The 23,402-nt window shown below is 64.9% G+C and carries 24 protein-coding genes and 1 tRNA gene; 9 read left to right on the top strand and 16 right to left on the bottom strand.

Features of this window, described 5'->3' with window-relative positions:
- The first annotated feature begins 73 nt into the window (after nucleotides 1–73).
- The 3 genes from leuB (at nucleotide 74) to V2L18_RS16305 (ending at nucleotide 2,375) form a co-directional block, all read left to right on the top strand.
- Nucleotides 74–1,183: a 3-isopropylmalate dehydrogenase gene (gene leuB / locus V2L18_RS16295; protein WP_336179350.1), complete on the top strand. Its 1,110-nt coding sequence runs from the start codon at nucleotides 74–76 to the stop codon at nucleotides 1,181–1,183.
- 91 nt (nucleotides 1,184–1,274) lie between these two features.
- Entirely contained in the window at nucleotides 1,275–1,895 is a 621-nt protein-coding gene (locus V2L18_RS16300) for a pyridoxamine 5'-phosphate oxidase family protein (RefSeq protein ID WP_336179351.1), read from the top strand.
- A 57-nt stretch (nucleotides 1,896–1,952) separates the two neighbouring features.
- Nucleotides 1,953–2,375: a Fur family transcriptional regulator gene (locus tag V2L18_RS16305; RefSeq protein WP_336179352.1), complete on the top strand. Its 423-nt coding sequence runs from the start codon at nucleotides 1,953–1,955 to the stop codon at nucleotides 2,373–2,375.
- Nucleotides 2,376–2,393: 18 nt separating this feature from the next.
- Here V2L18_RS16305 and V2L18_RS16310 read toward each other — a convergent pair whose 3' ends face one another.
- The 10 genes from V2L18_RS16310 to V2L18_RS16355 form a co-directional block, all read right to left on the bottom strand.
- Nucleotides 2,394–3,671 carry an NAD(P)/FAD-dependent oxidoreductase gene (locus V2L18_RS16310; RefSeq protein ID WP_336179353.1) on the bottom strand — a complete coding sequence of 426 codons (1,278 nt, stop codon included), beginning with the start codon at nucleotides 3,669–3,671 and terminating at the stop codon, nucleotides 2,394–2,396.
- Between the two features lie 22 nt (nucleotides 3,672–3,693).
- Nucleotides 3,694–4,374 carry a cytochrome c gene (locus V2L18_RS16315; protein ID WP_336179354.1) on the bottom strand — a complete coding sequence of 227 codons (681 nt, stop codon included), beginning with the start codon at nucleotides 4,372–4,374 and terminating at the stop codon, nucleotides 3,694–3,696.
- Nucleotides 4,358–5,632, bottom strand: coding sequence for a sulfite dehydrogenase (gene soxC, locus V2L18_RS16320; RefSeq protein WP_336179355.1), 1,275 nt, complete (start codon nucleotides 5,630–5,632; stop codon nucleotides 4,358–4,360). The genes V2L18_RS16315 and soxC overlap by 17 nt, the downstream gene beginning before the upstream one ends.
- Before the next feature lie 35 nt (nucleotides 5,633–5,667).
- A complete protein-coding gene (soxB, locus tag V2L18_RS16325; RefSeq protein ID WP_336179356.1) occupies nucleotides 5,668–7,362 on the bottom strand; it encodes a thiosulfohydrolase SoxB in 1,695 nt (564 codons plus the stop codon).
- A 191-nt stretch (nucleotides 7,363–7,553) separates the two neighbouring features.
- Nucleotides 7,554–8,396 carry a sulfur oxidation c-type cytochrome SoxA gene (gene soxA / locus V2L18_RS16330; protein WP_336179485.1) on the bottom strand — a complete coding sequence of 281 codons (843 nt, stop codon included), beginning with the start codon at nucleotides 8,394–8,396 and terminating at the stop codon, nucleotides 7,554–7,556.
- Between the two features lie 64 nt (nucleotides 8,397–8,460).
- The gene (soxZ, locus tag V2L18_RS16335) at nucleotides 8,461–8,787 is read right to left on the bottom strand and encodes a thiosulfate oxidation carrier complex protein SoxZ (protein ID WP_336179357.1); all 327 of its coding nucleotides are present in this window, start codon (nucleotides 8,785–8,787) and stop codon (nucleotides 8,461–8,463) included.
- A gap of 83 nt (nucleotides 8,788–8,870) precedes the next feature.
- Nucleotides 8,871–9,320, bottom strand: coding sequence for a thiosulfate oxidation carrier protein SoxY (gene soxY / locus V2L18_RS16340; protein WP_107988793.1), 450 nt, complete (start codon nucleotides 9,318–9,320; stop codon nucleotides 8,871–8,873).
- A gap of 18 nt (nucleotides 9,321–9,338) precedes the next feature.
- A complete protein-coding gene (gene soxX, locus V2L18_RS16345; RefSeq protein WP_336179358.1) occupies nucleotides 9,339–9,815 on the bottom strand; it encodes a sulfur oxidation c-type cytochrome SoxX in 477 nt (158 codons plus the stop codon).
- 179 nt (nucleotides 9,816–9,994) lie between these two features.
- Nucleotides 9,995–10,570 carry a thioredoxin family protein gene (locus tag V2L18_RS16350; protein ID WP_336179486.1) on the bottom strand — a complete coding sequence of 192 codons (576 nt, stop codon included), beginning with the start codon at nucleotides 10,568–10,570 and terminating at the stop codon, nucleotides 9,995–9,997.
- Nucleotides 10,571–10,626: 56 nt separating this feature from the next.
- The gene (locus tag V2L18_RS16355; RefSeq protein ID WP_336179359.1) at nucleotides 10,627–11,361 is read right to left on the bottom strand and encodes a cytochrome c biogenesis protein CcdA; all 735 of its coding nucleotides are present in this window, start codon (nucleotides 11,359–11,361) and stop codon (nucleotides 10,627–10,629) included.
- A 145-nt stretch (nucleotides 11,362–11,506) separates the two neighbouring features.
- Between V2L18_RS16355 and V2L18_RS16360 the strand changes: the two genes are divergently transcribed.
- The 3 genes from V2L18_RS16360 to V2L18_RS16370 all read left to right on the top strand — a co-directional run bounded on the left by V2L18_RS16360 (nucleotide 11,507) and on the right by V2L18_RS16370 (nucleotide 13,581).
- Nucleotides 11,507–11,887, top strand: coding sequence for a transcriptional regulator (locus V2L18_RS16360; protein WP_336179360.1), 381 nt, complete (start codon nucleotides 11,507–11,509; stop codon nucleotides 11,885–11,887).
- Between the two features lie 124 nt (nucleotides 11,888–12,011).
- Nucleotides 12,012–12,371 carry a metalloregulator ArsR/SmtB family transcription factor gene (locus V2L18_RS16365; RefSeq protein ID WP_336179487.1) on the top strand — a complete coding sequence of 120 codons (360 nt, stop codon included), beginning with the start codon at nucleotides 12,012–12,014 and terminating at the stop codon, nucleotides 12,369–12,371.
- Between the two features lie 112 nt (nucleotides 12,372–12,483).
- Nucleotides 12,484–13,581 carry a YeeE/YedE family protein gene (locus V2L18_RS16370; RefSeq protein ID WP_336179361.1) on the top strand — a complete coding sequence of 366 codons (1,098 nt, stop codon included), beginning with the start codon at nucleotides 12,484–12,486 and terminating at the stop codon, nucleotides 13,579–13,581.
- 34 nt (nucleotides 13,582–13,615) lie between these two features.
- Here V2L18_RS16370 and V2L18_RS16375 read toward each other — a convergent pair whose 3' ends face one another.
- On the bottom strand, nucleotides 13,616–14,554 hold the full coding sequence (locus tag V2L18_RS16375) for an MBL fold metallo-hydrolase (protein WP_336179362.1): 939 nt from the start codon (nucleotides 14,552–14,554) through the stop codon (nucleotides 13,616–13,618).
- Nucleotides 14,555–14,682: 128 nt separating this feature from the next.
- Here V2L18_RS16375 and V2L18_RS16380 point away from each other — a divergent pair, with 128 nt between their 5' ends.
- Nucleotides 14,683–15,765 (top strand): YeeE/YedE family protein, encoded by a 1,083-nt coding sequence (locus tag V2L18_RS16380; RefSeq protein WP_336179363.1) that lies wholly within the window; start codon nucleotides 14,683–14,685, stop codon nucleotides 15,763–15,765.
- Between the two features lie 63 nt (nucleotides 15,766–15,828).
- On the opposite strand, the gene V2L18_RS16385 is transcribed toward V2L18_RS16380, so the two are convergent.
- From V2L18_RS16385 to V2L18_RS16395, 3 genes are all read right to left on the bottom strand, one after another.
- Nucleotides 15,829–15,904 (bottom strand) — tRNA-Thr (locus V2L18_RS16385).
- Between the two features lie 190 nt (nucleotides 15,905–16,094).
- Nucleotides 16,095–18,101 carry a heme biosynthesis HemY N-terminal domain-containing protein gene (locus tag V2L18_RS16390; RefSeq protein WP_336179364.1) on the bottom strand — a complete coding sequence of 669 codons (2,007 nt, stop codon included), beginning with the start codon at nucleotides 18,099–18,101 and terminating at the stop codon, nucleotides 16,095–16,097.
- A 15-nt stretch (nucleotides 18,102–18,116) separates the two neighbouring features.
- Nucleotides 18,117–19,937 carry a hypothetical protein gene (locus V2L18_RS16395; RefSeq protein ID WP_336179365.1) on the bottom strand — a complete coding sequence of 607 codons (1,821 nt, stop codon included), beginning with the start codon at nucleotides 19,935–19,937 and terminating at the stop codon, nucleotides 18,117–18,119.
- Nucleotides 19,938–20,347: 410 nt separating this feature from the next.
- Between V2L18_RS16395 and V2L18_RS16400 the strand changes: the two genes are divergently transcribed.
- Nucleotides 20,348–20,995, top strand: coding sequence for a GNAT family protein (locus V2L18_RS16400; protein ID WP_336179366.1), 648 nt, complete (start codon nucleotides 20,348–20,350; stop codon nucleotides 20,993–20,995).
- Here V2L18_RS16400 and V2L18_RS16405 read toward each other — a convergent pair.
- Both V2L18_RS16405 and V2L18_RS16410 read right to left on the bottom strand, forming a co-directional pair.
- A complete protein-coding gene (locus V2L18_RS16405) occupies nucleotides 20,992–21,759 on the bottom strand; it encodes a sulfite exporter TauE/SafE family protein (protein WP_336179367.1) in 768 nt (255 codons plus the stop codon). The genes V2L18_RS16400 and V2L18_RS16405 overlap by 4 nt on opposite strands.
- Nucleotides 21,760–21,875: 116 nt before the next feature.
- A complete protein-coding gene (locus V2L18_RS16410; RefSeq protein WP_336179368.1) occupies nucleotides 21,876–22,295 on the bottom strand; it encodes a YchJ family metal-binding protein in 420 nt (139 codons plus the stop codon).
- A gap of 128 nt (nucleotides 22,296–22,423) precedes the next feature.
- On the opposite strand from V2L18_RS16410, the gene V2L18_RS16415 reads away from it, so the two are divergent.
- Nucleotides 22,424–23,398, top strand: a complete 975-nt coding sequence (locus V2L18_RS16415; RefSeq protein WP_336179369.1) for an endonuclease/exonuclease/phosphatase family protein — start codon at nucleotides 22,424–22,426, stop codon at nucleotides 23,396–23,398.
- Nucleotides 23,399–23,402: the final 4 nt, after the last annotated feature.

The raw sequence follows: 23,402 nt of genomic DNA on the forward strand, positions 1-23,402 counted from the left end.
AGCCTTGCCAACCGACACGACAGCCTTTAGCAAAAACACCGACAGTCTCAACGAACAGGGCGCGGAAACTCCCATGGCTACGCACAATCTGCTGCTTCTTCCCGGCGACGGCATCGGCACCGAGATCATGGCCGAAGTGAAGAAGATCATCGACTGGTTCAACGCCCGGGGCGGCGCGACCTTCGAGACCGACGAGGGCCTCGTCGGCGGCGCGGCCTACGATGCGCACGGCAAGGCGATTTCCGAAGAGGACATGGCCAAGGCCATGGCCGCCGACGCGGTCATCTTCGGTGCGGTCGGCGGACCGAAGTGGGATGGCGTGCCCTACGATGCGCGCCCCGAGGCAGGCCTGCTGCGCTTGCGCAAGGATCTGGAACTCTTCGCCAATCTGCGCCCAGCCATCTGCTATCCCGCGCTTGCCGCCTCTTCCTCGCTGAAGCCGGATGTGGTCGAAGGCCTCGACATCCTGATCGTGCGCGAGCTGACCGGCGGCGTCTATTTCGGCGAGCCGAAGGAGATCACCGATCTCGGCAACGGCCAGAAGCGCGCCGTCGACACGCAGGTCTACGACACCTTCGAGATCGAGCGCATTGCCCGCGTCGCCTTCGATCTTGCGCGCACCCGCAAGAACAAGGTGTGCTCGATGGAAAAGCGCAACGTGATGAAGTCGGGCCTTCTGTGGAACGAGGTCGTCACCGCCGTCCATGACCGCGAGTTCGAGGACGTGGAGCTCTCGCACATGCTGGCGGACGCCGGCGGCATGCAGCTCGTGCGCTGGCCAAAGCAGTTCGACGTCATCGTCACCGACAACCTGTTCGGCGACATGCTGTCGGACATCGCGGCGATGCTGACCGGTTCGCTCGGCATGCTGCCGTCCGCCTCGCTCGGCGCCCCCGATGCCAAGACCGGCATGCGCAAGGCGATGTACGAGCCGGTGCACGGCTCCGCGCCCGACATCGCCGGCACCGGTGCGGCGAACCCGATCGCCATGATCGCCTCCTTCGCCATGGCGCTGCGCTATTCCTTCAACCTCATCGAGGAAGCCGATCTGGTGGAGAAGGCGATCTCCGCGACGCTCGACAAGGGCCTGCGCACCAAGGACCTGATGAGCGAAGGCATGACCGCCGTCGGCACCACCGAGATGGGCGACGCGATCCTGGCCGAGATGAAAAAGCTGGGGTGACATCGGCACGCGACGGATCGGCCGGCTCGGGCGCAAGCCACTGCCCCGGACCGGTCGACCTTCGGAATGCCGACCTGGGAGGAAGAAAACCATGTCCGGCACGGATCATCAGGTAACCTCGATTGCACAGCTCGAGGCGCTTTACGGCGAACCCGCCAAGCGGTCGCTGGTCAAGGAACTCGACCACATCTCCGAGCACTATCGCGCCTTTATCGAGGCCGCGCCCTTCGTCGTCATCGCCAGCGTTGGTCCTGAAGGGCTCGACTGCTCGCCGCGCGGCGATCCGGCCGGCTTCGTACGGGTAACGGACAGGAACACCGTCCTGATCCCCGATCGGAGAGGCAACAACCGCATCGACACGCTGAGGAACATCGTTCGCGACCCCCGCGTTTCCCTGCTGTTCCTGATCCCCGGCATCGGCGAGACGCTGCGCATCAACGGCCGGGCAGAAATCACCACCGACCCGGACCTGCGCGCCTCCTTCACCATGAACGGCAAGGAGCCTGCGACCGTTTTGCGGGTGAGCGCCGAACGGGTCTATTTCCAGTGCCAGAAGGCACTGGCCCGCTCGCGGCTGTGGGACCAGGAAACACAGATCGAGCGATCCGCCCTGCCCTCCACCGGCACGATCATCAAGGCGCTCGACGAGGCATTCGACGCCCGTGCCTATGACGAGGGTTATGCAGAGCATCTCGCCCGGACGATCTATTGAGCGGAAAGCCTTTGCGCCGCACTTGCACCGACCGTCGCGCGGGATATCCTGACCGCCATGACGGAACACGTGAACCTTAGCGACTACGAGCGCGTCCTGCGCGAAGCCGGGGTACGCATCACCCGGCCGCGCAAGGTCATCCTCGAAATCCTCGCCGAACGCGACGATCATCCCGACGCCATGGCGATCTTCCGCCGTGCCGTGCGCGTCGATGCAAGCATCTCGCTTTCCACCGTCTACCGCACGATGAAGCTTCTGGAGGACAAGGGCGCCATCCACCGGCACACGTTCGAAGGTGGCCCCTCGCGCTTCGAGCATGCCGACGCCACCCACCACGATCATCTCATCGACATCGACACCGGTGCCGTCATCGAATTCACGTCGGATCGGATCGAGGAGTTGCAGAAAGAGATCGCCCGCAAGCTCGGCTACGAGATCGTGCATCACCGGCTGGAGATCTACGGCCGCAAGCGCAAGTAGGGCGCGCCCCGCCGCGGCTCACGCGCCAAAGATGTCCGCGATGATGCCCACATACCAACCGAGCGATTCCTCGAAATTCGCCTTCCGCACCTTTGCGGATTCGTGTGTCTGGCTAATGAAGTGCGAAGTCGATGCGATCTTTTCCGCCGTCGGCTCGTATTGCGCGCCCACCTTCACGCTGTCGTCCGTTTCGATCAGGCTCCAGCAGGTATTGGCATAGCTCGCCGGAAACACCTCGGATCGGGTCAGGTCTCCGCACACGGTCATGGCCGCGACCTTCGCCTGGCTGTTGGCGGCAAAGGCGGACTTCGGCATGTCGCCCGCGATCGCGGCATCGCCCAGAACGAAGATGGCCTCGTCCATCCTGGAGCGCATGGAGGCCGGATCGATCGGACAGTAGCCGCTTTCGTCCGCCAGCCCGGCATCCTGGGCGATAAGGCCCGCCCTTTGCGCCGGGATCACGTTGACGAGCGCGCCATGGAACGTGTCAAAATCCGTCTCCACTGTTCCTGCAGCCGGATCGACGCCCTTGATGCCACCGTGCACATCCGGACCGTACCATTCGACCATGCCGGGGTAATATTTCTCCCAGCCTTCGGAAAACAGCGCCTGCTTGGAGAATTTCGGCTTCGGATCGAGGATGATGATGCGCGAGGCCATATGTCCCTTCGCCTTCAGCACATGGGCGAAGACCGATGCGCGTTCGTAGGGGGCGGGCGGACAGCGGTACGGATTGGGCGGCGGCACGATGACGATCTGCTGCCCGTCCTCGAGCGCGTCGAACCTATCTTTCAGGAGCCGGGTCTGCGGCCCCGCCTCCCAGGCGTGCGGCATGATTTCGGCCGCTTCCCGCGAATAGCCGGGAACGGAATCATAGACGAGATCGATGCCCGGAGCGACGACAAGCCGATCATAGGCGACCCTGCCGCCGTCCGCGAGCCGCACCGCCTTCGCCTCGCGATCGATGGCCTCAGCACGGGCGTTGACGATATTGATCCCGTAGTCCGCAGCCAGCGTATCATAGCCGTGGGTTATCGACGCAAGGCTGCGGAAACCGCCGAGATAGAGGTTGGAAAAAAAGCAGGTCGTATAGATCGCATTGGCCTCGATCAGCGTCACGTCGATCGCGTCGCCCGCGTCCATGGCGATGTAACGGGCCGCCGTCGCCCCTCCTGCACCGCCTCCAACGACGACGACGCGGGGCACGCCCTGCGCCCCGACAAGCGACGGAGCGGCAAGGTTCGCGACGCCCGCTGCCGCAAGCAACCCGAAGCGCCTTCTGGTCAGTGCCGCCATCGTCGTTCCTTCCCGGAGAACGTCAATCCACGGATCCCGCACCGGCTCCTTCGTCGTCCGCGCGGCCGGGCGTCACATCGAGGATACGCGCCCGCATGGTGATTTCCACCGCGCTGTCCTTGCAATTGCTCATGCAAGGTTCGGCCTTCGTTTCGTTGAACGGCTCTTCGGCGCGCCCGTCCTCAATGAAATTGGCCTCGTTAGGCAAATGGATGGAGGTGAAGTTCTCCTTGGAGAGCTCAAAGTCCTCGTCCGTCACGATGTCGTTCAGATAGAGGATGTAGGCCGTCAGGGCATAGATCTCGTCATTCGTCATCGAACGGGCATTGCCGAAGGGCATGGCGCGGCGAACGTAGTCGTAGACGGTGGAGAGATAGGGCCAGTAGGAGCCGACCGTCTTTTCAGGCCTGTCGTCCTTCAGCGTGCCCTGCCCGCCGGCGAGAACCGGCCAGCGTCCGACACCCTCACCGAAATCGCCGTGACAAGCTGCGCAATTGTCGGTGAACAGCACTTCGCCCTCAGCCACGGTGCCGTGGCCTTCGGGAAGACCAAGTCCATCCGGCCGCACATCGATATCCCAGGCGGCGACTTCCTCGGGCGTCGCCGTGCGCCCGAGCCCGAATTTCTCCCCGTCGCCAGCCATCGCCGGAACAGCGAACCCCAGGGCGGAGAAGACGATCAGGGATTTAAGAAACTTCGACATTTTCAACCCTTCCGTCCTCTTTCACATGCCAGGTCTGGATCGAATTGTTGTGGTAGATGGAATTTTCGCCGCGCTCGGCCCGAAGCGCATTCTTGGTCGGCTGGTAGAAACCGTGCTCGTCGAGCGCGCGCGACTGCAGCAACAGGTCCGACCCGTCCCAGTCGATATCGAGATAGAAACGGTGCAGCGCCTTGGGCAGGCTTGGCCCGTCGATGCGCGCGGTGGTCCAGTTGCGGCCGCCATCGATTGAGACATCGACCCGCTTGATCCGGCCGTTGCCCGACCAGGCGAGGCCCGAGATCACCAGGGGCCCTTTCCCATGCGTGATCGGCATCTGCGGCGAGGGGCTGGTGATGACCGATTTGGGGTCCATCACCCAGGTGAAGCGCCGCGCCTTTCCGTTGGCCAGCAGATCGGTGTATTTGGATGTTTCCTCGCGCTGCTGCCACGGCTCGTCGCCGACCTCCAGCCGACGCAACCACTTTACCCACATGTTGCCTTCCCACCCCGGAACGCAGAGCCGAAGCGGATAGCCCTGTTCTGGCCTGAGCGCCTCGCCATTCATCTTGAAGGCGACGATGCAGTCGTCGAGTGCCTTCTCCATCGGAATGGAGCGGGTCATGGCGGCGGCATCGGCACCTTCCGCCAGCACCCATTTGCCGTTGGTCTTGATCCTGGCCTCGTTGAGCAGCGTCTTCAGCGACACGCCCGTATACATCACGCAATGGACCATGCCGTGGGTGTACTGGCATCCGTTGAGCTGAGCGCCGCGCCACTCCATGCCGGAATTGGCGGCGCATTCCAGGAAATAGACCCGGTTCTCACGCGGGAAACGCATCAGATCGGCCATGGTGAAGACCAGCGGCTTGTCGACGAGCCCGTTGATCATCAGCCGGTGATCGGCCGGAGCGATGTCGGCGACGCCGCCGTGGTGGCGCTCGAAACACAGCCCGTTGGGCGTGATGATGCCATCGAGCGCGTGCAGCGGCGTGAAGTTCACCGAGCTCTCGGTCGAGGCCGTCAGCCATTCGACATCGCGCCGCACCACATGCGCCTCGTGCGCGGAGGGCACGCCGTAGGGCGCGGCCTGTACGCCGGCACCGAGATAGCGGTTCCAGTCCTGCACTTGAGTGATGAGCGGATCGCTCTCGGCCGCCCCCGCCGCACCGCCGAACGCGGCAGCGCCGCCGGCGGCCAGTCCCGCCTTCAGGAAGCCTCGCCGGTTCATTCCGGGGGCCGGCTTGCTTGTCTCAGTCATCGTCGTCCCTCGACCGCGTCTTGTCTTGTCGTCCATCAGCCCGTCACCCTGACGGACTGGTTTTCCGGCAGGCTGACGGTGCCCGTCCGCGTCAGGTAGCTTTCCACCACGTCCCATATGGCCGGGCCTTCCGTCCCCTCGTTGACCGAGGCCCAGCCGGCGACCGTATAGTCGCGCGCCGGATCGATCGGCTCTCCGGTGGACAGCATCGTCATGTCGGATATCCGGGAGCCCATGGCGGCTTTGGGGTCGATCGCGTAGCCCATGCCGCCCACGCGGACCATGTCCCCGCCCTGCTGGTAATAGGGATCGGGATTGAAGAGATTGTCCGCCACATCCTCCAGCACGTCCTTCAGCGTCGCCCCGCTCATGGTGGAGCGATAGGCCGCCGGGTAGGACATCGCGCAGGCGTTATGGAGATCCTCGACCGTGATCGCGTCGCCCGGCAGCACGCTCGTCCCCCACCGGAAGCCCGGCGAAAGCGCGATTTCCGCATCGCGTTCCTGCAGAAGCGCTTCGCAGATCAGATCGTCGAAGGTGCCGTTGAAATTGCCCCGCCGGAACAGCAAAGCGTCCGTCGTCGCCAGTTCGCGAGAAAGCTCCGCCTCATAGGGCGCGCGGACCTTGTCGATCAGCGCCGCCATCTCCGCATCCGGCGTGATGACATCGGAGAAGACCGGAATGAGCCGATAGGCCCAGTCGGTCACCCGCCCGTCGCGCACGTCGAGATCGATGCGCGATACAAACTTGCCGTTGGAGCCGGAGGCCACCACCAGCGTCGTGCCGACCATCACCGGCTCGGGCAGCGCATCATGGGTGTGGCCGGTCAGGATCACGTCGATGCCGGGCACGCGGGAGGCGAGCTTGCGGTCGACGTCGAAGCCGTTGTGCGACAGCAGCACGACCACTTCAGCACCTGCCTCTCGCGCCTCCTCCACATGCTTGGCGATGTCCTCCTCGCGGATGCCGAAGGACCAGCCGGGGATCATCCAGCGCGGATTGGCGATCGGCGTATAGGGGAAGGCCTGGCCGATGACGGCGACCTTGGTGCCGCCGCGCTCCAGCATGAGCGTGTGCTCGAAGGCCGGCTCGTCCCATTCGTTGTCGTAGATGTTGGAGCCGAGGAAAGCGAAGGGAAGCGCGTCGATGGCCTCCTTCACCCGGTCGGTGCCATAGGTGAATTCCCAGTGCCCGGTCATCGCGTCGGGAGAAAGCGCGTTCATGATCTCGATCATGTCCGCACCTTGCGTCTGCTGCGCCGTGTAGGAGCCCTGCCAGGTGTCGCCGCCGTCCAGCAGCACCACATTTTCGGCGCCGCGCTCCTCGCGGATCCGGCGGATGACGGTCGCCACCCGGTCCATGCCGCCCATCCGGCCGTAGCTTCTGGCAAGCGAGACGAAATCTTCCGACGTCAGCGCGTAGGCGTGCGGCGAACCGGGGTCGATGTCGTAGAGCTTGAGGAAATCGGCGCCCGTCACGTGCGGAGGCTTGCCGGCCACCTCGCCGACGCCCAGGTTGATCGAGGGCTCGCGGAAATAGATCGGCTTGAGCTGCGCGTGGATGTCGGTGACATGCACCAGCGTCAGGTTGCCGGTCCCCTCCATGGCGAGGAGACCGTCCTCGGTGAGCCGCTGTTGCGCCATGGCGCGGCTCCAGCGCCCCGCCATCCCGGAGCCGAGCACGGCACTCGTCGCCACCGCCGCCATGAGGAATTCGCGTCTGGAGAACATGCGGTTCTTCGCTCCTTGGATCGCCCTATCCGGGGGTCACCCTATCTGGCCCGGGTCGGGCCCTTCAGGGTGCCTTTCGGGCAAAGCTTCCCCGGCAGCGCACGAAACCCCGTGCGCCCGGCAAGCCGTTCGTCTGTCGGTTCAAGAAATCCCAAGCGAACGCGGCGTGCAGGCCGCCGCGTTCGTATTCGCTATTGTCGGACGGCGGGCGTTTCGACGGAAAGACCGGTTCCGCGCCACGCGACATAGACTTCCAGCGCCATCAGCACGTCTGAAAACGCCTTGGGCTGGGCCGCCCGCGTGTCGCGGATGCAGCCACGGAAGCGGTTGTGCAGCGAAACCATGTTCGCCTGCTTCAACCGGTAGGTCGGGAACCCGTTGGTGTTGCCCTGGCTGAGGTGATCTGCCCGAATGTACTTGCCGTTGTTCTGCTCGTGGCAGCTCGCGCAGGAAAGGTTCAGCTGGCCCATGCGGGTGTAGTAGGCCTCCTTGCCCTTCTCCCACCACGCCCGCATCTCGCCGGCATCCAGATCGATCGCCACCGGAGTGCCAAGCGACTGGTTCTTGATGTAGGTGACGAGCGCCTTCTGGTCCGGGGCGTCGAACTTGTAAGGCTCGGCCTTCATGTTGGCTTCGCGACAAGCGTTGATCTGGAGCTCCAGATTGAACGGCTTGCCGGCCTCGGCGTTCCACTTGGGATAGTGGGCGCCGACGCCCTTCATGCTTTCCGAAGCATCCCCGTGGCACTCGGCGCAGGACTTGCCGGCGGCGCCTGCGGCCGTGTTCCAGATTTCCTCGCCACGTTCCACATAGAGCATGCCGGGATTTTCGAATGAATCGGCTTCAAGCGCCCGCGTTTCCTTCGTGCGGTAGAGCCAACCCGACGTCACCTCTTCGAAGGGGCTTCCCTCCGGCGCCTTGGCGCGGGTTATGATCTTCGTCTCGCCGTCGATGACCAGTTCGTCATCGACCGGCTCGGCGAAACTTGCGGCCCCCGCGCCGACGATCGCAAGCGCTGCCGCGCCAAATACGATTGCCTTTCTCAACTGCCTTCCTCCCCTCGGCTTTGCCGTCTCCTCCCGGCAGAAATGTCGGCTCTTATTCGACCGTGATCTTTTCTTCGGTCGTGTAGACGCTGCCGTCGTCATCCACCCAGGTGAAGGCGAACGTTCCGCTTTCCTCGACCTTCGCGGTGAATTCCAGATACGGATTGGCCGAGATCGCCGGATCCATGTCGCACGCGAACACCGGCTTGCCGTTGAACTCGCACTTGAAGGAATTGATGATCTGACGCGGGATGACGTTGCCGCTCTTGTCCTTGCGCTGGCCAGATTCCATCGGGTGGCTGATCAGCGTCTTGATCGTGACGATCTCGCCCTTTTCCGCCTTCTTCGGCAGTTTGACGCGCGGTTTGACTTTGGCCATGACGGCTCTCTCCTTGAACTTTGACCTTCAGAGCATTTCCTCGTCGGCCGGACCGGCGATATCCGTTCCGGCCTTGCCGTGCTCTAGCCGCCGCAGCCGCCGATGGTGACCTTGACTTCCTTGGTGTCCATGAACACCGAGCCGTCGCTCATCTTCGCGACCGCGATGACGTTCTGGGTCTTGGCAAGGCGCATGCGCGTGGAGGCAGCCGCCTCGCCGCTCATTGCGGTGAAGTGGAACGTGGCGACCGCGGGACTGGGATTGCCCTCCGCCAGAATGGTGACGGATTCCACATAGTCCTCGGCCGTCATCGGGCTCTCCACCGATACCGACACGGGCACGGTGTTGCCGTTCTCGGCGATTTCCGGCGCATCAAGCGTGATGCGGCCCGTCTGCGGTTCGGCCCCGCCCGTGAAGTCCATGAGGGCTTTCTTCGTATCCTCTGCGGCGGCCCAGGCGATGCGCGCGCCGGTTACCGCGAATGCCAGAGCGCCTGCGGCCACGGCCAATGCTTCGCGACGATTGAACGTCATCGCGTCCTCCTTGATTGGTCAGTCTTGCTTGAGGGTCGTCAGATAGGCGACGACGTCTTCGACATCCTGCGCCGACAGGATCGTCTTGCCGGCGAATTCCTCGGCGACATCGGCCCCCACATCGAGCGAGTAGAAGCCGGGCATGACGGTCGCCTCGCCCAGAACCGTCTTCGAATTCACCACGATCGCGCGCAACTGCGCCGGCGACCAGCGCTGAGCAACGCCGTCGAGCGAGGGGCCCACGTCACCATGGAAGAGCTCGTTCGAAAGATCCTTGTTGGCATGGCAGGCCAGGCAATTGCCGAGCTTTCGGTCTGCGAAGACGTCCCGCCCCTTCGCCGGATCACCCGGCGTATCGGTCAGCGGCCGGGACAGCTCCATGTCCTCGATCCGCACGGCTTCCGGCGCGATCGTTCCGGCAAGCGCGATGCCGGACCCGAGCAGGGCCGCCCCCACCGCCAGGCCGGCGGCCGCCTTGTTCATCTGCATGCGCATGATGTGCCGCTTCCTCCCATTTACAGCCGGTATTCCGGCTTGCGTTCTCCCCCCGCCACGCCGGTCGCAATCCTCATCCCGCGACAACGTGGAGTTTAGATATATTAAAAGATATGATTTTTTGCATGCTTTGTGAAGCAGGGATTCCTGCCTTTATTCAAACGATTGAATCCGTGGATCTATTCGTCCTTCAAACGGCCCGCGTCGCGCAGCTGCTGGATGATCCGGGCGTGATATTTCTGGAAATGCTCGTCGCCCTCGTAGCCCTTCTCGTAGACCCAGCGGAACATGTTCAGGAAGGTCCATTTACCGAACGCGCCCGGCATGGTGGCAACGGCGGCCTGGGCCGCGCTCATGCCCTCTGGCGCCTCTTCCGGCATGAAGACGAGCGTGGGTGTGAAGACGTATCCCCACTTGCGCGCAGCCGTCTTCTCGGTGAGCACCTCTCCGTCAAGATCCGTCACCTCCTCGTCGCCGAACATGTTGTATTGCACGACCTTGAAGTGCGCCTTGATGAAGTCCGAGACCTCGGGATCGGACAGAAGCTGCTCGTGCATCTTCGCGCAGTAGATGCAGCCGCGCTGTTCGAACACGAGAACCAGCCGCTTGCCCTCCTCGCGGGCGGCATCGATGTCTTCGGCAACATCCCGGAAGGTGATGGCGAACCAGTCCTCCTTGTGCAGCCCGTCATCGCCGAGCGACGCCGCACGGGCGCCGCTGCCGGCACCCGCTCCGGCAAGCGTCGCAGCGAGCATCAGCGCCATCCAAAATCCCTTGAACATGATCCTCTCCTCCCATGTGCCGTTGTGGCCTATCCAACCTGGGTGAAAACCGGGAAGGTCTCCAGAAGCCACTGGGCGATCGCCGACATCTGGCCGGTCATGAACAGGACGCCGGTCAGAACCAGCAGGCCGCCCATCGCCTTTTCGATCAGGGCCATGTGCCGGCGCAATCCTGTCGCCAGGCCGAGGAACCGGCCGGCGAACGCTGCTGCCAGAATGAACGGCAAGCCGATGCCGGCGGCATAGACCCCAAGCAGCGCCGCCCCCTTGGCGGCCGTTGCCGTAGAGCCTGCGATGAACAGGATGGCCGCCAGGACAGGGCCGACGCAGGGCGTCCAGCCGAAGGCGAAGGCGAGCCCCATCACGTAGGCGCCGACGAGCCCCGCCGGCTTCTTTGCGACATTCACCCGCGCTTCGCGGTAGAGCAGGCCGATGCGGAAGACGCCGAGAAAATGCAGGCCCATGACCGCGATGATGATCCCCGCAACGATCGCCATCGTATCGAAGTAGCGCGCGACCGTCTGGCCGATGACGCTGGCGGTCGCGCCCAGAGCCACGAAGACGGTGGCAAAGCCGGCGACGAAGAAGACCGCCGCCCAGACGATGCGCCGCGCCGTGCCGGGCGCCGGCTTTTCGCCGGAAAGCTCCTCGAAACTGATGCCGGCGAGATAGCACAGGTAGGGCGGAACGATCGGCAGGACGCAGGGCGAGACGAAAGAGAGCAGGCCCGCGAGAAATGCCGCGCTGAACGAAACATCGAGCATTCGACGAACCTCCCCGGTCGTTTCCACCCTTGCGGCCGCCGCTTGTTTTGCGATCGGGACTTGCGACCATCCGTCTGCGATCTGATAGATGAAAATATTCAGATGTTCCTATATTTTGCAATCGGGGAATACGGAGGGCCGGCAAATGAACGATCCTGGACGCTTGTTCGCCGTCGCTTTTGCGGCGCTCGCCGCCGTGGCGCAGCCGGCTCAGGCCGCGGAACTCCTGATGCTTGAGCAGCCCGGATGTGCATGGTGCGCCCGCTTCCGGAGCGAGATCGCCCCGGCTTACGCCAACACGCCGGAAGGTCGCCTCGCGCCGCTCCGCACCGTGGACATCACGAGGCCCTGGCCCGATGATCTTTCGGGTATCGCGCCCGATCGGTTGACGCCCACGTTCATTCTGGTGGAACACGGTCGCGAACGCGCACGCATGCGCGGCTATCCGGGGGACAATTTCTTCTGGCCACTTCTGGATGACATGCTCCGGAAGCTGGAGCCGGCGGATATACAGCGGGCGCGCTGACTTGCCAGCCAGCCGGGCCTTTTCGTTCATCGGGGCCATATCTGAATTAAGGGGCGGTCCGGTTCACCTTCTCACGGAACCGGCAACCACGCGGAAAACCAGCAGTCGGAACGAACCGAGAATGATGAAGAACCTTCCAGCCCTGGCCGATCTGGCCGATCCGCACGAACGCGATGCGCTGATGGAGCAGGCGCGCAAGGCGAGCGATCTTCTCAAGGCCCTGTCGCACGAGACCCGGCTTCTGATCCTCTGCATTCTGTCGGAGGGCGAGAAGTCGGTCTCAGAACTGGAGGACATTCTCACCATGCCGCAGGCGGCCGTCTCCCAGCAGCTGGCCCGGTTGCGCATGGAGGGCCTCGTCAACCCGCGTCGCGAGGGGCGGGTGATCTTCTATTCGCTCGTCGACGACGAAGTGCGCGGCATCATCGAGAACCTCTATTCGATGTTCTGCGCGCCGGTACGGCCCCCCAAGCCCGACGCTTGAGCGGGGGCGGCTGCCATCCGCGAATCTTCTTGAACGCCACATTCCCCTCCGTCATGCTCGTCGTCGCTTGAAGGGAACGCCGCCACAAGAGCGGGCCCGGGAGGAGGCGACAATGGATGGAATTGACCCGCAGGTGCTGCTGCCGGTCCTTGGATTGGGCGCGGGCGCGGTCCTCGGCTACACCGCCCGCATCAACCGTTTCTGCACGCTCTCCGCGCTGGAACGGCACTGGTACGCAGGCGACTCGCGCGGCTTGCGGACTTGGGTCCTCGCGGCAACCGTCGCCCTGATCGCCAGCCAGGCGGCCAGTTTCCTCGGATATGCGGATCTTTCGCAGAGTTTTTATCTCGATCCCGACTTCGGCCTGACCGGCGCCGTGCTCGGCGGCCTGATGTTCGGTTTCGGAATGGCGCTCGTTGGCACCTGCGGCTTCGGCGCCGTAATCCGCCTGGGAGGCGGCAGCCTGCGGTCTGCGGTCGTCCTGATCGTCCTGGGGCTGGCCGCTCTGACCGCCCAGCGCGGGCTGCTGGCGCCGTTGCGCATTCTCATCGTGGACGATCTGGCGCTCGATCTCTCCGCCGCCGGCGACCAGTCGCTTGGAGGCCTTGTCTCCGCCGGTCTCGGCTTTTCCGTCGGTCCGCTCGTTGCTGCGGCAACCGCACTCGCCATGCTCGGCTGGATCTTTTCCGACCGTTCGTATCGTCGCGCGTTTCCGGAAATGGCCACGGGGACGCTCATCGGCCTTTCCGTTTCCTTCGGCTGGATCGCCACGACCTGGGCGGCCCGGCACGCCTTCGGTCCCGTCCAGATCGAGGCGGCCTCCTTCGTGGTACCCGTCGGCGATACGCTGCTGCAGTTCATTACCTATACCGGCACGCTACCCGACTACGGCGTGGGGCTCATCGCCGGCACGCTGATGGGAGCCGGTATAGGCGCGTGGCGGAAGAAGGACGCCCGCTGGGAAGCCTGCGACGACGCTCGCGAACTGGGCCGCCACTTCATGGGCGCGAGCCTGATGGGCGTGGGCGGGGTCTTTGCAATGGGCTGCACGATCGGACAAGGAATCTCGGCCGTCTCGACGCTCGCCATATCCGCGCCGATCGTCTTTTTCTCCATCGTCATCGGCGCCCGGTTGGGCCTCGCTTGGCTGATCGAGGGATCCGTCAGGGCGCTGATCCCCGGCCTCAACCGCAGCCACCCGGCAGAATAAGCTTTCCGAACCCCGAAACCAGGTGGCAAGCCCCTCATGCCGGCAGGAACCGATAGGCACCGCCGGAGCGTTCCACAGTGCCTATGCCTGGATAGGGCAGATGAAAACCGACGATGGCTGCCTTGTCTTCAGCAAGCCGGTCGAGCAACGCCTTGCGCGTGACGGCGCCCTGCGCCCGGTCCTGATCGGACCCGATCTCCCAATCAGGTCGCTCAAACGAAATGACCGGATGCGTGATTGCGTCTCCCGTCACCAGCACCGGGTCCGGCCCCCCGTGCAGCATGAAGGAGACATGGCCCGGCGTGTGCCCCGTGGTGTCGACGGCCTCCACGCCCGGCACCGGCATGTCGCCAGCCTTGAAGAAGGATACCGCCGCCTCGATCGCATCGAACCGGTTGCGGGCGCCCACGACGAAGGACTTGCGCTCCTCCGGCATGAGCGACAGCGTATCCTCCGCACGCCAGAAGTCCCATTCGGCTTGCGAGATCCAGTGGCGGGCGCTTGAAAAGACCGGCTCGTCGAAATCGTCGAGTACGCCCCAGATGTGATCGGGATGGGCGTGGGTGAAGACGACGTCGGTGATGTCCGATGGATCGACGCCCGCCGCCGCCAGACTGCTGCCGAGCCGACCGGCCGTCGGCTGGAAATTGGCGCCCGAGCCGGCATCAAACAGCACGAGCCGGTCGCCCGTCCTGAACAGCGTCAAATTGCAGGCCGGTTCCACCTGATCGCTGGGCAATCCATGGGGCGCAAGAAGGGTCTCGATCTCGGCCTTCGAGCGGTCGGGCAGAATGAAACCCATCGGCAGGACGAGGTTGCCGTCCGAGACGACCTGAAGCGAGGCGTCGCCCAGCGCGAGCGTCGAAGCCCGGGCCGGGCCCAGGGGCAATCCCGATCCGGCAAGCGCGGCGGCGGCAGCGGCCGCCCCCGACAGAAGCGTTCTTCGATCGATCCTCGGGATTTCTCGCCTCATGACATCTCCTCCAAATAAATATAGTATTTTTTGAATTTATAAGGGCGTGGCTTGACCCGCGTCAATGCGACGGGCTCTCGCCGCCCTTTCGCTGCGGAATGTCCAATCCCGGCCTTCGGAACATGACCATGGACCTCGCCTTCCTGCTCGATCGCTTCCCCGAGCCTGCCATTCTCGCCTTTGGCGGCCTGGCGATCGGTCTCATGTTCGGCGCTTTCGCCCAGCAGAGCCGGTTCTGCCTGCGCGCGGCCGTGGTCGAATTCGTCGAAGGCACGCCCGGTCCCAAACTCGCCATCTGGCTGCTGACCTTTTCCGCCGCAGTGCTGGGAACCCAGTTGCTCGTCTTCAGCGATCTGGCGCAGCTTGCCGAGGCGCGCCAGATCGCCTCACCGCAAAGCCTGTCGGGAGCGGCACTTGGCGGGTTGATGTTCGGAGCGGGCATGGTCTTGGCGCGCGGTTGCGCCAGCCGGCTTCTCGTTCTCTCCGCGACCGGAAATCTCAGGGCTTTGCTCTCCGGGCTCGTCTTTGCGGTTGTCGCCCAGGCAAGCCTTCGCGGCATCCTGCGACCTCTGCGCGAATGGCTGGCCGCAGGATTCACCACCACCGAGATCGGCGGCAACGATCTTCTCGCCTTCACGGGCACCACGACAGGTTGGGCCTTGGCATTCGCCGCTCTGTGGCTCGGAGCCGGGCTGTTCGTTGCCTTGCGTGCCCGCATACCGATCTGGCAGGCTGCTGCGGCGGCGGCCGCCGGGCTGACGATACCGCTGGCATGGTGGTTCACCGCCGGCATGGCGGGTCAGGCCTTTGACCCGGTCCAGGTGGAGGCGGTGACTTTCACCGGCCCCTCCGCCGACACCCTGATGCTCGTGCTCTCTCCGCCGGGAGGCGCGCTCGATTTCGATGTGGGGCTGGTTCCCGGCGTCTTTCTCGGCTCGGCTCTAGCCGCATTGCTTGCTCGGGAATGGAAGATCGTCGGCTTTCACGACGGCCCGTCCATGCGGCGCTACCTGCTGGGGGCAGCCCTGATGGGGTTCGGCGGGATGCTCGCCGGCGGCTGCGCGGTGGGAGCCGGCGTTACGGGTGCCTCGGTCTTCGCGGTCACGGCCTGGGTTGCGCTGAGCGGGATCTGGATCGCAGCCGGGCTGACGCACCACCTGCTCGACAGGCGCACAAGGGACCGCCCATCGGCCGCCACTGCTGCCGAATAATATCGCAACAGCGGCACGCCGGTCGCTGCACGGATCTGCCTGAAGAGAATTTGCAGGGGAGAGTGGTGCCGCTTGTCAGACTCGAACTGACGACCCCATCATTACGAATGATGTGCTCTACCAACTGAGCTAAAGCGGCGCTCGGAAAGGGTCCGAAAGTGAGCGCTTGATATACGCTTCGCCGGAGCGATGCAAGTGGCGATACGTCGTTCCGTGCGTCTTGTCCGCAAGGTGTCGCGGAACGTTGCCGCGACACCCCAATTCTCGATCAGTCCCACTGTCTGTTAACGGCACGGAGTCCGGCCCGCGATCGGATAGAACTGCCGCCTTCAGAAGAACTTGCGGCTCCGGCGCGGGATATCGTCTGCGTCCGCTTCCACGCCCGGGTCGTCGGGCGGGCGCGGCATGGCGATGTCGCCGACGGGTTCGAGCGCGTCCGCCTCGGCTCCCCGCCCGGCATCACCGGCTCCGGCCGGAGCCGACGTGAGGGTTTCCGGCCTGATCGCAGCGGGAGACGATGCCGAAGACGCTGCCGGAGCAGCAGGCTTGTCCGCGCCCGTGTCACCTGCAAGCACCTCGGCCACCCCTTCGTCCTTCGAAACATCCGTGGCGGCGGCCGGCACGGTCTGTCCGGAGGCGAGCCTTTGCGCAACGCGTGCCTTGACGCGGTCCGCAGGTGTCTTTGGCTCGGCCGCAGGCGTCTTCGGCGCGGCCGCAGGCGCAGGTTCTGGCTTTTTCTCAAGGTGGGTCCCGACCACGTCCGGCGCCTTGGGTGCGACCGGTTCCGGCTTCGTTTCCAGGACGTCTTTCATGACGGCCGCAATGGTCGGCTTGTCCGGTTCGGCTTTGGACGGTTCCGGCTCGACAACCTTGCCTTCCGGTTTCACGGCAGGTTTCGTCTCAGCCTTTGGGCTCGACATGACCGGTTTCGGGGCAACCGGCTCCGGCTTCAGCGTTTCCACCGGCGTACCACTCGCGGGAAGATCTTCCGGCGCCGGCCACTCGGCGGGCAGTTCCAGAAGATCCTCTGTGTCCGTCGTCTCCGGCGCGCCGATGCGCTCGACGGGCGCCTTCCATTCGAACGCGTCGAGCTTGCCGGTGACCGGCGAAACCGGCGCCCACGCATCGGCCATCATGCCATCCGCGATCCAGGCGGGATCGCGCGGCGCTCTGACGGCCCGCGACAGCCATTCGCGCACGCGGCCGCGATCGCCATGCTCGCCTTCTTCGAGATCGGCCATGAGCAGGAAAACCCGCTGGGTCGGCTGGCTCTTGAGCAACGGCCGCAGCTGATCGCGGGCGCTCGCCCAGTCGCGGGCCTGGATGGCGGCACGGGCAATCGCAAGTGCGCCTTCAACATTGTGGCCGCGCATGTCGTTGAGCGCCTTGACCCGCTTCAGCCGGTCGCGGGCGCTGTCGCCGGGACGAACATGGGCGTAGGCCTCCGCGATGTCGGGATGAGGAAACTTCTTCCAGGTCGTCTCCAGCACCTTGGACGCCTTGCGCACGTCGCCGCGCCGCGTCAGCAGTCGGCCGGAGATGACCGCGGCCGGAACGAGATCGGGCGCCAGTCCGTGCGCTTCCATGGCGAGCTGGCGGGCGCGGTCGGGTTCGTGATCCTCGATCTCCATCGCCCGGGCGGTCAGCAGCACCGCCTTCTGCCGGCGCAACGTCGGCTTGTCGATCAGCTTGGCATGCGCATTGCGCTCCAGCGTGACGACCGCCTGCTCCCAGTCATGCGCGGCGGCCTGATAGGCGAGCACAGCCTTGCCCGCCCAGGACAGACCCGGCGAGAGCTTGTGCGCTTCCTCCGCATAATGGCGGGCCGCCAGCGGCTCCTTTTGCCGCTCGGCTTCCACGAACAGGCCGTGCAGACCCAGAAGCCGGGTTTCCTCGTCCTCCAGCATGGCCTCGAAATGGGCGCGCGCTTCCTCGCGACGGCCGGCCATCTGGGCGGATTGGGCGAGAAGCAGCTTGGCCGCCGGCTCGCTTTTCAGGAGTTTCTGCGCCTCGTTGCCGTATTTGCCGGCGGCGCGGGCATCGCCCGCCCCAAGTGCGATCAAACCATGGGAAAGCGCGCTGAACCCGCGCTCGCGGCGCCGGCGCTTGAAGAAGCGCGACAGGGAACCCGGCGTGTGCAGGATCGCCTTCACCAGCGACCAGATGAACCCGATAACGAGCATGAGAACGCCGAGCGCGATCATCAGCGTCATCAGGCCCATCTCGATGTGATAGCCCTGCCAGTCGATGGCCACCACGCCCGGCCTGTCGGCCAGCCACGCGAAGCCCATCGCGATCACGAAGACAACGGCGAAGAAGGTAAGGACGCGTACCATGAAGGTGTCTCCGGATCAGCTGTCTTTGGCGAGCGCCTTGATGACCTCGGCGGTCACCTTGTCGACAAGGGCGTTAGCGGCGATGCGCGTGCGCGCGGATGCGGCCCACGCCTTGCCCGCATTCTGGGTGCCTTCGGGCAGCGTCTCGTAGATCTTGAGCGCCTGCTCGAGATCCCCGTTGCGCACGTTCTCCTCCATGCGCCCGAGCGCGCCCATCGGTCCGCTGCCCGCGCCTTCGCCCGTTGCCCGCACCTGAACCAGCGAACGCATGTTGTTGAGGAACTTGTCCGCAACCGAGTTGCCGGTGTCCACACGCTCAAGCGTCGACGCCATCCGGGCCGCCACGGCGGGGAAGGACGTGATGAGTTCGGTCTCGGTGGTGATGCCGCTTCCGGCATTGGCCTCGAGCGCATGCAGATCCGTACCGGGCGGCAGCGCGGAGCGGACCGCCGCAAGTTCGCCCGTGTAGGGACGACCGGCGTCGACCGCACTCTTCAGGAGCGAGACGGCAATCGCGCGCGATGCCGTTTCACGTGCGCCGGGGCCGCCCATGATGTCTTCCATGGCCGTCATGCGCTTTTCCAGCCCGTCGAGCCGCTCCTTTGCCGCCGCGATATCGCTGCGTGCCGAATCGGCGGCCCCCTCGAGCGTGCCGAGCCGCGCGGCCTGCGCCTCGATATCCTTTTTCGTCAGGTCGAGCGTATCGGACAGCGCGTCGAGACGACCGGAGAAGGCCTTCATCGTATCCCCAACGACGGCATCGCCCTCGTTGGCGGCCTTCGCGGCCGCGCTCGCCGCTTCGCTCGCGGCCTTGGTGCGCCCGTCCAGAGCCGCGACCTTCTGGCCAAGATCGTCGAGCGCTTTCTGTACCGCCGGACTGGTGTCGCCTTCGAGCTTGCCGACCTTGGTGTCGATCTCCGCGACCTGCCCTTGCAGCTTCTCGACACTATCGCCGAGGCTGGCGAGTGCCGCGGAGGATCCGGCCCCACCGGAAGAGACGAAGCGGCGCAGTTCGTCGAGCCCGTCCGCGACCGCCTTCACGTCGGACTTGAGCCCCGCCTCCGTCTGCGTGCGCTCTTCAAGGGTCTGCAACCGCGTCGACAGGTCGTTGACCACGGAAGGCGCCACGGTCGGCGCAGCCTCCGTCTTGGAGAGTTCGCGCATACGCTCGTCAAGCGCCGCGAACCGGCTGTCGGCCGCCGCAAGTTGCGCCTGCAGATCCGAGATGTCCGTTCCGCTAGAGAATGACAGCAGCCCGGCCTGTCCCGCCCCCCAGACGCCACCGAACGCGACGACGGCGCCAATGCCGGCGGCAAGCGCCATTCCGCCGATGCCGGCGGATCCGCGTTTCGCCTCGGCGCCAGCCCTCGAACGGCTTTCGGGGCGCTGATTCGCGGACGAAGGAGAGGCTGTGGAACGGCCATTGTCGCCAGCCGAACCGGAGGGTCCGCCCTGCCCGGATGCCCCGCGTGCACCCGCCTTCGCTTCGCTCGCCGCCTGCGCCTGCTTGCTGCGCACTTCCTCCGCGGTGAGATCGATCGTCAACGGCTTGCCACCGCGCGGGCCCGCACCCTTAGAGGCGCCGGAGGAACCCGAGCCCGATTGGCCCGAACCTGATTGACCAGCCCCCGGCTGACCGGCCCCCGGCTTGGCAGAAGCCCCCTGTCCGCTGCCCGGCTTGGCCGAACCGGCGGCACCGCTCTTGGCTTCTGTCTGCGAGCCCTGGCCGGCCGGCCTTGCACTCGCACCGGCACCGCCAGCGCCACCGGGCTTGGCACCGCTCTTGTCGGCGGGCCTGGCGTTTTCACTGGACGTTTTGTCTTTATCGGAAGCCATTCCGTTCCTCGAAATTCGCGCGTGTCTGGAACGCTGCGCCGCCCGCCAAGCCCGACTATACAGGCTCGCCTCGACCACGGCAGGGGGTCTTTACGACCGATTCGCTGCGCCCTCATGTTGTCGGTATATCTCAACGGGACCAGGGCACGGCCCGCCTTTCCGGCATTCGGCTCCCCGGCGGCAAAAGCCGCGAAGAAGCCCGGAGACCACGGTTCATTGTACCCCATTGTCGCTGCGACGAAACCGCGCCTTAATAACGTATGGACACCGCATGGGTGTCCGCATCGGCCGCTTACGTCCGCAGATCGCATTCATGACGAGTTTATCGCTCCGGGCCGAAACGGCCACCCGCCGCAGCCTGACGCAAATCACCGCAGGACAACTTCCGGGATAATACTCAGGATAACCCATTGACCGAATTTGCTCCTACCCAACCTGTCGCTCCTGTTGCCCCGGTGGTGCTGGCCGGCCGGTTCGTGCGGCTGGAACCGGCCGAAGAGCGGCACCGGGCGGGGCTTGCAGCGCTTCACGCCGATGCAGGGCCCCGCATCTTTGCAAACTCTCCGTTTGCGGGATCGTTCGATGACTACTTCGATGCAGCCCTCGCATCGAGCGAGGCGGATGCCCACGTGCCCTTCGTGGTGCGCGCGATGACGGATGACGCCTTCGTCGGCATGACGCGGCTCTTCGATATCCATCCCGGCGATCGCGGACTGGAGATCGGCTATACCTGGTATCATCCGGCCCACTGGGGCGGGGCGACGAACCCGGAATGCAAGCTGCTTCTGATGCAATATGCCTTCGAGGCATGCCGATACAGCCGCGTTCAGCTGAAGACGGACGCCCGCAATGCCCACTCGCAGGCCGCAATGGCCAAGATGGGCGCGACGCGCGAGGGTGTGCTGCGCCATCACAAGGTGCTGCCCGACGGGCGGTGGCGCGATTCGGTCTATTTTTCGGTTCTGGCGGAAGACTGGCCAGACATCCGGGCGGGCCTGGAGGCGCGTCTTGCCCGTTTCTCTTCACCGAATGGCCTGCACTCGGCCGCAGAAGGCTAGATCAGATTGATCCCGGCCCCCTGAAGGGCGAGGTTCAGTGCGAGAACCGTCATAACCGTGCGAAAGCCGGCGCGAAAAACCGTTTCCGGCATCCTTCCGAGCAGCATCGAGCCGGCGATCGTGCCGAGAAAGCCGGTTGCGATCATCACGATCATCAGCGGCAGCCACGGGCCGAAGGCAAAGCCCAGAAACCCGAACACGATCACCTTGATCAGGTGCTGCAGCGTCATGCAGGCGGCGAACGTGCCAACGAAGGCATGGCGCGTTTTTGTCAGGGGCCGAACGATCGCTCCCATGAAGGGACCCGTCGCGCCGAAGAACATGGTCAGGATCGTGGTCACGAACCCCGCCAGCACCAGCAGCGAGCGCGGGAGCCGGGCAAAGGAGGGTTTCTTCCCCCAGACCGACCACATCACGAACAGAGCAAGCGCGATCTTGAGCGGCCCATCCGGCAGGCGCACCACCATGTGCCCTCCCGCCCAGGCGCCGACCAGACTTCCGATCGCGATATAGAGGAGGATGGTCCGGTCGACATGGCGGGCCTGCACGACCACTCGCCCGGCATTGGAGCCGAGCTGGATGACGCCATGAACAGGGATGAGAACGGCCATCGGAATGGCGGACGCCATCACCGCAAGAAGCGTGACGCCACCGCCCAAGCCCACCGCCGCCGTCATGGCCGAGGTGAGAAACGACATGAAGACAAGCGTGATGGCGAATGCCGCGGAGAAATCCGGCGGCATGAAGGCGGCAAACTGATCCATGTCCGGTATGCCCGATGCTGCTAGGCGGGCAGTCCTGCCTTTTCGTATGCATTTGTATACGAAATTTGCAGGAAGGCAAAGGCCGGTCGATCGCCCTCGTTACCGACCGCATCCTCTCAGGGCTGACGCAGCACTTTCGCCTGGTCCTCCGCCACGGCCGCGACGTAGTACCAGCGGCCCTTTTTCTTGCGAAACAGGCTTGCCTCGCGATGCTCGCGGATCTCGCCGCTTTCAAGGGCCCTGGCCACGAACAGCACCATCCCCGTCGTATCGCCGGCGCCGCCCTGCTCGACCTTCTGGATATCGAGGCCGACCCATTGCCGCGAATGCGCGAATTCCGTGAGCCCGGGCACGTCGAGGGTCTTCTGGTACTTCGGCCAGAGGCTCTCCTTCAGCCAGTCGACGTTGCGCAGCGCGAAGGCCGTGTAGCGCGACCGCATCAGCGCCTCGGCGGTCTCCGGCCAGGCCCGGCCCTCGATCGCCGGCCCACAGCATGCGTCGTAGTCGAGACCGGAGCAGCAGGGACAAGGGTTCATATCGCTTCCTCAAAACCCGGGGTGTGGACCCACACGTGTCATCTCCCGGGCGCTCTTGCCCCGGACTGCGACAAAGCGCAAGAGCCTCCACCCTCGACAGACGCAACGGAAACTCTCACTCTGGGTTCATGCGAATTGCGACCTTCAACCTGGAATCCTTCGGCGACGATCCTTTCGAAGCCGATGCGCTCGCACCGCGCATCGGGCGGTTGCGCCCGCTTCTCGAAAATCTCCGCGCCGATATCCTCTGCCTTCAGGAGGTGAACGCGCAGCACCGCAAGGGCGAGGACCATCGCGCCTTCGATGCGCTGGCCATCCTCCTTCAGGGGACCTCCTACGAGAGCTTCCACATCGCGGCCAGCGGCGAGGGCGATCCGGCGGAGCGGCACAATCTCGTCGTCCTGTCGCGCTTTCCGATCGCCAGCAGCAGGGACATCCTCAACGACTATGTCGAACCGCCGCGCTGGCTGCGCCGGCATGCCGATCCGCCCGACGACGCCGCTCCGGCGATCACCTTCGACCGGCCGATCCTGGCGGTTGCCGCCCGTCTGCCCGCAGGCCGCCTGCTCCATCTCTTCTGCGTTCACCTGCGCGCGCCGCTGGCCGCCCCGGTGCCGGGCCAGAAACTGAGCGCGAGCGCGTGGAAAACGGTGCCCGGCTGGGCCGAAGGGTATTTCGCGGCAGCCATGAAACGCACCGGCCAGGCGCTGGAACTGCGCGAGGCCATCGACGACATATTCGACCGGGAACCGGATGCGCTCGTGGCCGCGATGGGCGACTTCAACGCCGTCGATGTGGAGCCGGCGCTGCGCCTCATCCTCGCGGATCCGGACGACACCGGAAACCCGGGGCTCGCCTCCCGCCGGCTGCTGCCCGTGGAAACCGCGATCGCCGAGGAACGACGTTTCACGGTCACCCACCACGGGCGACATCACATGCTGGATCATATTCTGGTGAGCCCTCCCCTCGCCGACCGGCTGAAGAGCGTGCAGATCCTGAACAAGGATCTCGCCGACGAGGTCGATGATTCGGGAACGGCCGCGGCGCTCGGCTCTTTTCACGCGCCGCTTGTCGCCACGTTTGACGACGCCCTGGCCCGATAACGCC

This window comes from Breoghania sp. JC706 (assembly GCF_037026715.1).
In the GTDB taxonomy this organism is placed as follows: domain Bacteria; phylum Pseudomonadota; class Alphaproteobacteria; order Rhizobiales; family Stappiaceae; genus Breoghania.

Coding starts and splice junctions, on each gene's coding strand:
- V2L18_RS16375 (WP_336179362.1), bottom strand. CDS start 14,554: ATGAGGCGAGAAATCCCGAGGATCGATCGAAGAACGCTTCTGTCGGGG.
- V2L18_RS16360 (WP_336179360.1), top strand. CDS start 11,507: ATGAACGATCCTGGACGCTTGTTCGCCGTCGCTTTTGCGGCGCTCGCC.
- V2L18_RS16405 (WP_336179367.1), bottom strand. CDS start 21,759: ATGGATCAGTTTGCCGCCTTCATGCCGCCGGATTTCTCCGCGGCATTC.
- soxZ (WP_336179357.1), bottom strand. CDS start 8,787: ATGGCCAAAGTCAAACCGCGCGTCAAACTGCCGAAGAAGGCGGAAAAG.
- leuB (WP_336179350.1), top strand. CDS start 74: ATGGCTACGCACAATCTGCTGCTTCTTCCCGGCGACGGCATCGGCACC.
- V2L18_RS16395 (WP_336179365.1), bottom strand. CDS start 19,937: ATGGCTTCCGATAAAGACAAAACGTCCAGTGAAAACGCCAGGCCCGCC.
- V2L18_RS16370 (WP_336179361.1), top strand. CDS start 12,484: ATGGATGGAATTGACCCGCAGGTGCTGCTGCCGGTCCTTGGATTGGGC.
- V2L18_RS16305 (WP_336179352.1), top strand. CDS start 1,953: ATGACGGAACACGTGAACCTTAGCGACTACGAGCGCGTCCTGCGCGAA.
- V2L18_RS16350 (WP_336179486.1), bottom strand. CDS start 10,570: ATGCTCGCTGCGACGCTTGCCGGAGCGGGTGCCGGCAGCGGCGCCCGT.
- V2L18_RS16365 (WP_336179487.1), top strand. CDS start 12,012: ATGAAGAACCTTCCAGCCCTGGCCGATCTGGCCGATCCGCACGAACGC.
- soxY (WP_107988793.1), bottom strand. CDS start 9,320: ATGACGTTCAATCGTCGCGAAGCATTGGCCGTGGCCGCAGGCGCTCTG.
- V2L18_RS16310 (WP_336179353.1), bottom strand. CDS start 3,671: ATGGCGGCACTGACCAGAAGGCGCTTCGGGTTGCTTGCGGCAGCGGGC.
- V2L18_RS16300 (WP_336179351.1), top strand. CDS start 1,275: ATGTCCGGCACGGATCATCAGGTAACCTCGATTGCACAGCTCGAGGCG.
- V2L18_RS16410 (WP_336179368.1), bottom strand. CDS start 22,295: ATGAACCCTTGTCCCTGCTGCTCCGGTCTCGACTACGACGCATGCTGT.
- soxC (WP_336179355.1), bottom strand. CDS start 5,632: ATGACTGAGACAAGCAAGCCGGCCCCCGGAATGAACCGGCGAGGCTTC.
- soxX (WP_336179358.1), bottom strand. CDS start 9,815: ATGCGCATGCAGATGAACAAGGCGGCCGCCGGCCTGGCGGTGGGGGCG.
- V2L18_RS16380 (WP_336179363.1), top strand. CDS start 14,683: ATGGACCTCGCCTTCCTGCTCGATCGCTTCCCCGAGCCTGCCATTCTC.
- soxB (WP_336179356.1), bottom strand. CDS start 7,362: ATGTTCTCCAGACGCGAATTCCTCATGGCGGCGGTGGCGACGAGTGCC.
- V2L18_RS16390 (WP_336179364.1), bottom strand. CDS start 18,101: ATGGTACGCGTCCTTACCTTCTTCGCCGTTGTCTTCGTGATCGCGATG.
- V2L18_RS16355 (WP_336179359.1), bottom strand. CDS start 11,361: ATGCTCGATGTTTCGTTCAGCGCGGCATTTCTCGCGGGCCTGCTCTCT.
- V2L18_RS16315 (WP_336179354.1), bottom strand. CDS start 4,374: ATGTCGAAGTTTCTTAAATCCCTGATCGTCTTCTCCGCCCTGGGGTTC.
- V2L18_RS16415 (WP_336179369.1), top strand. CDS start 22,424: ATGCGAATTGCGACCTTCAACCTGGAATCCTTCGGCGACGATCCTTTC.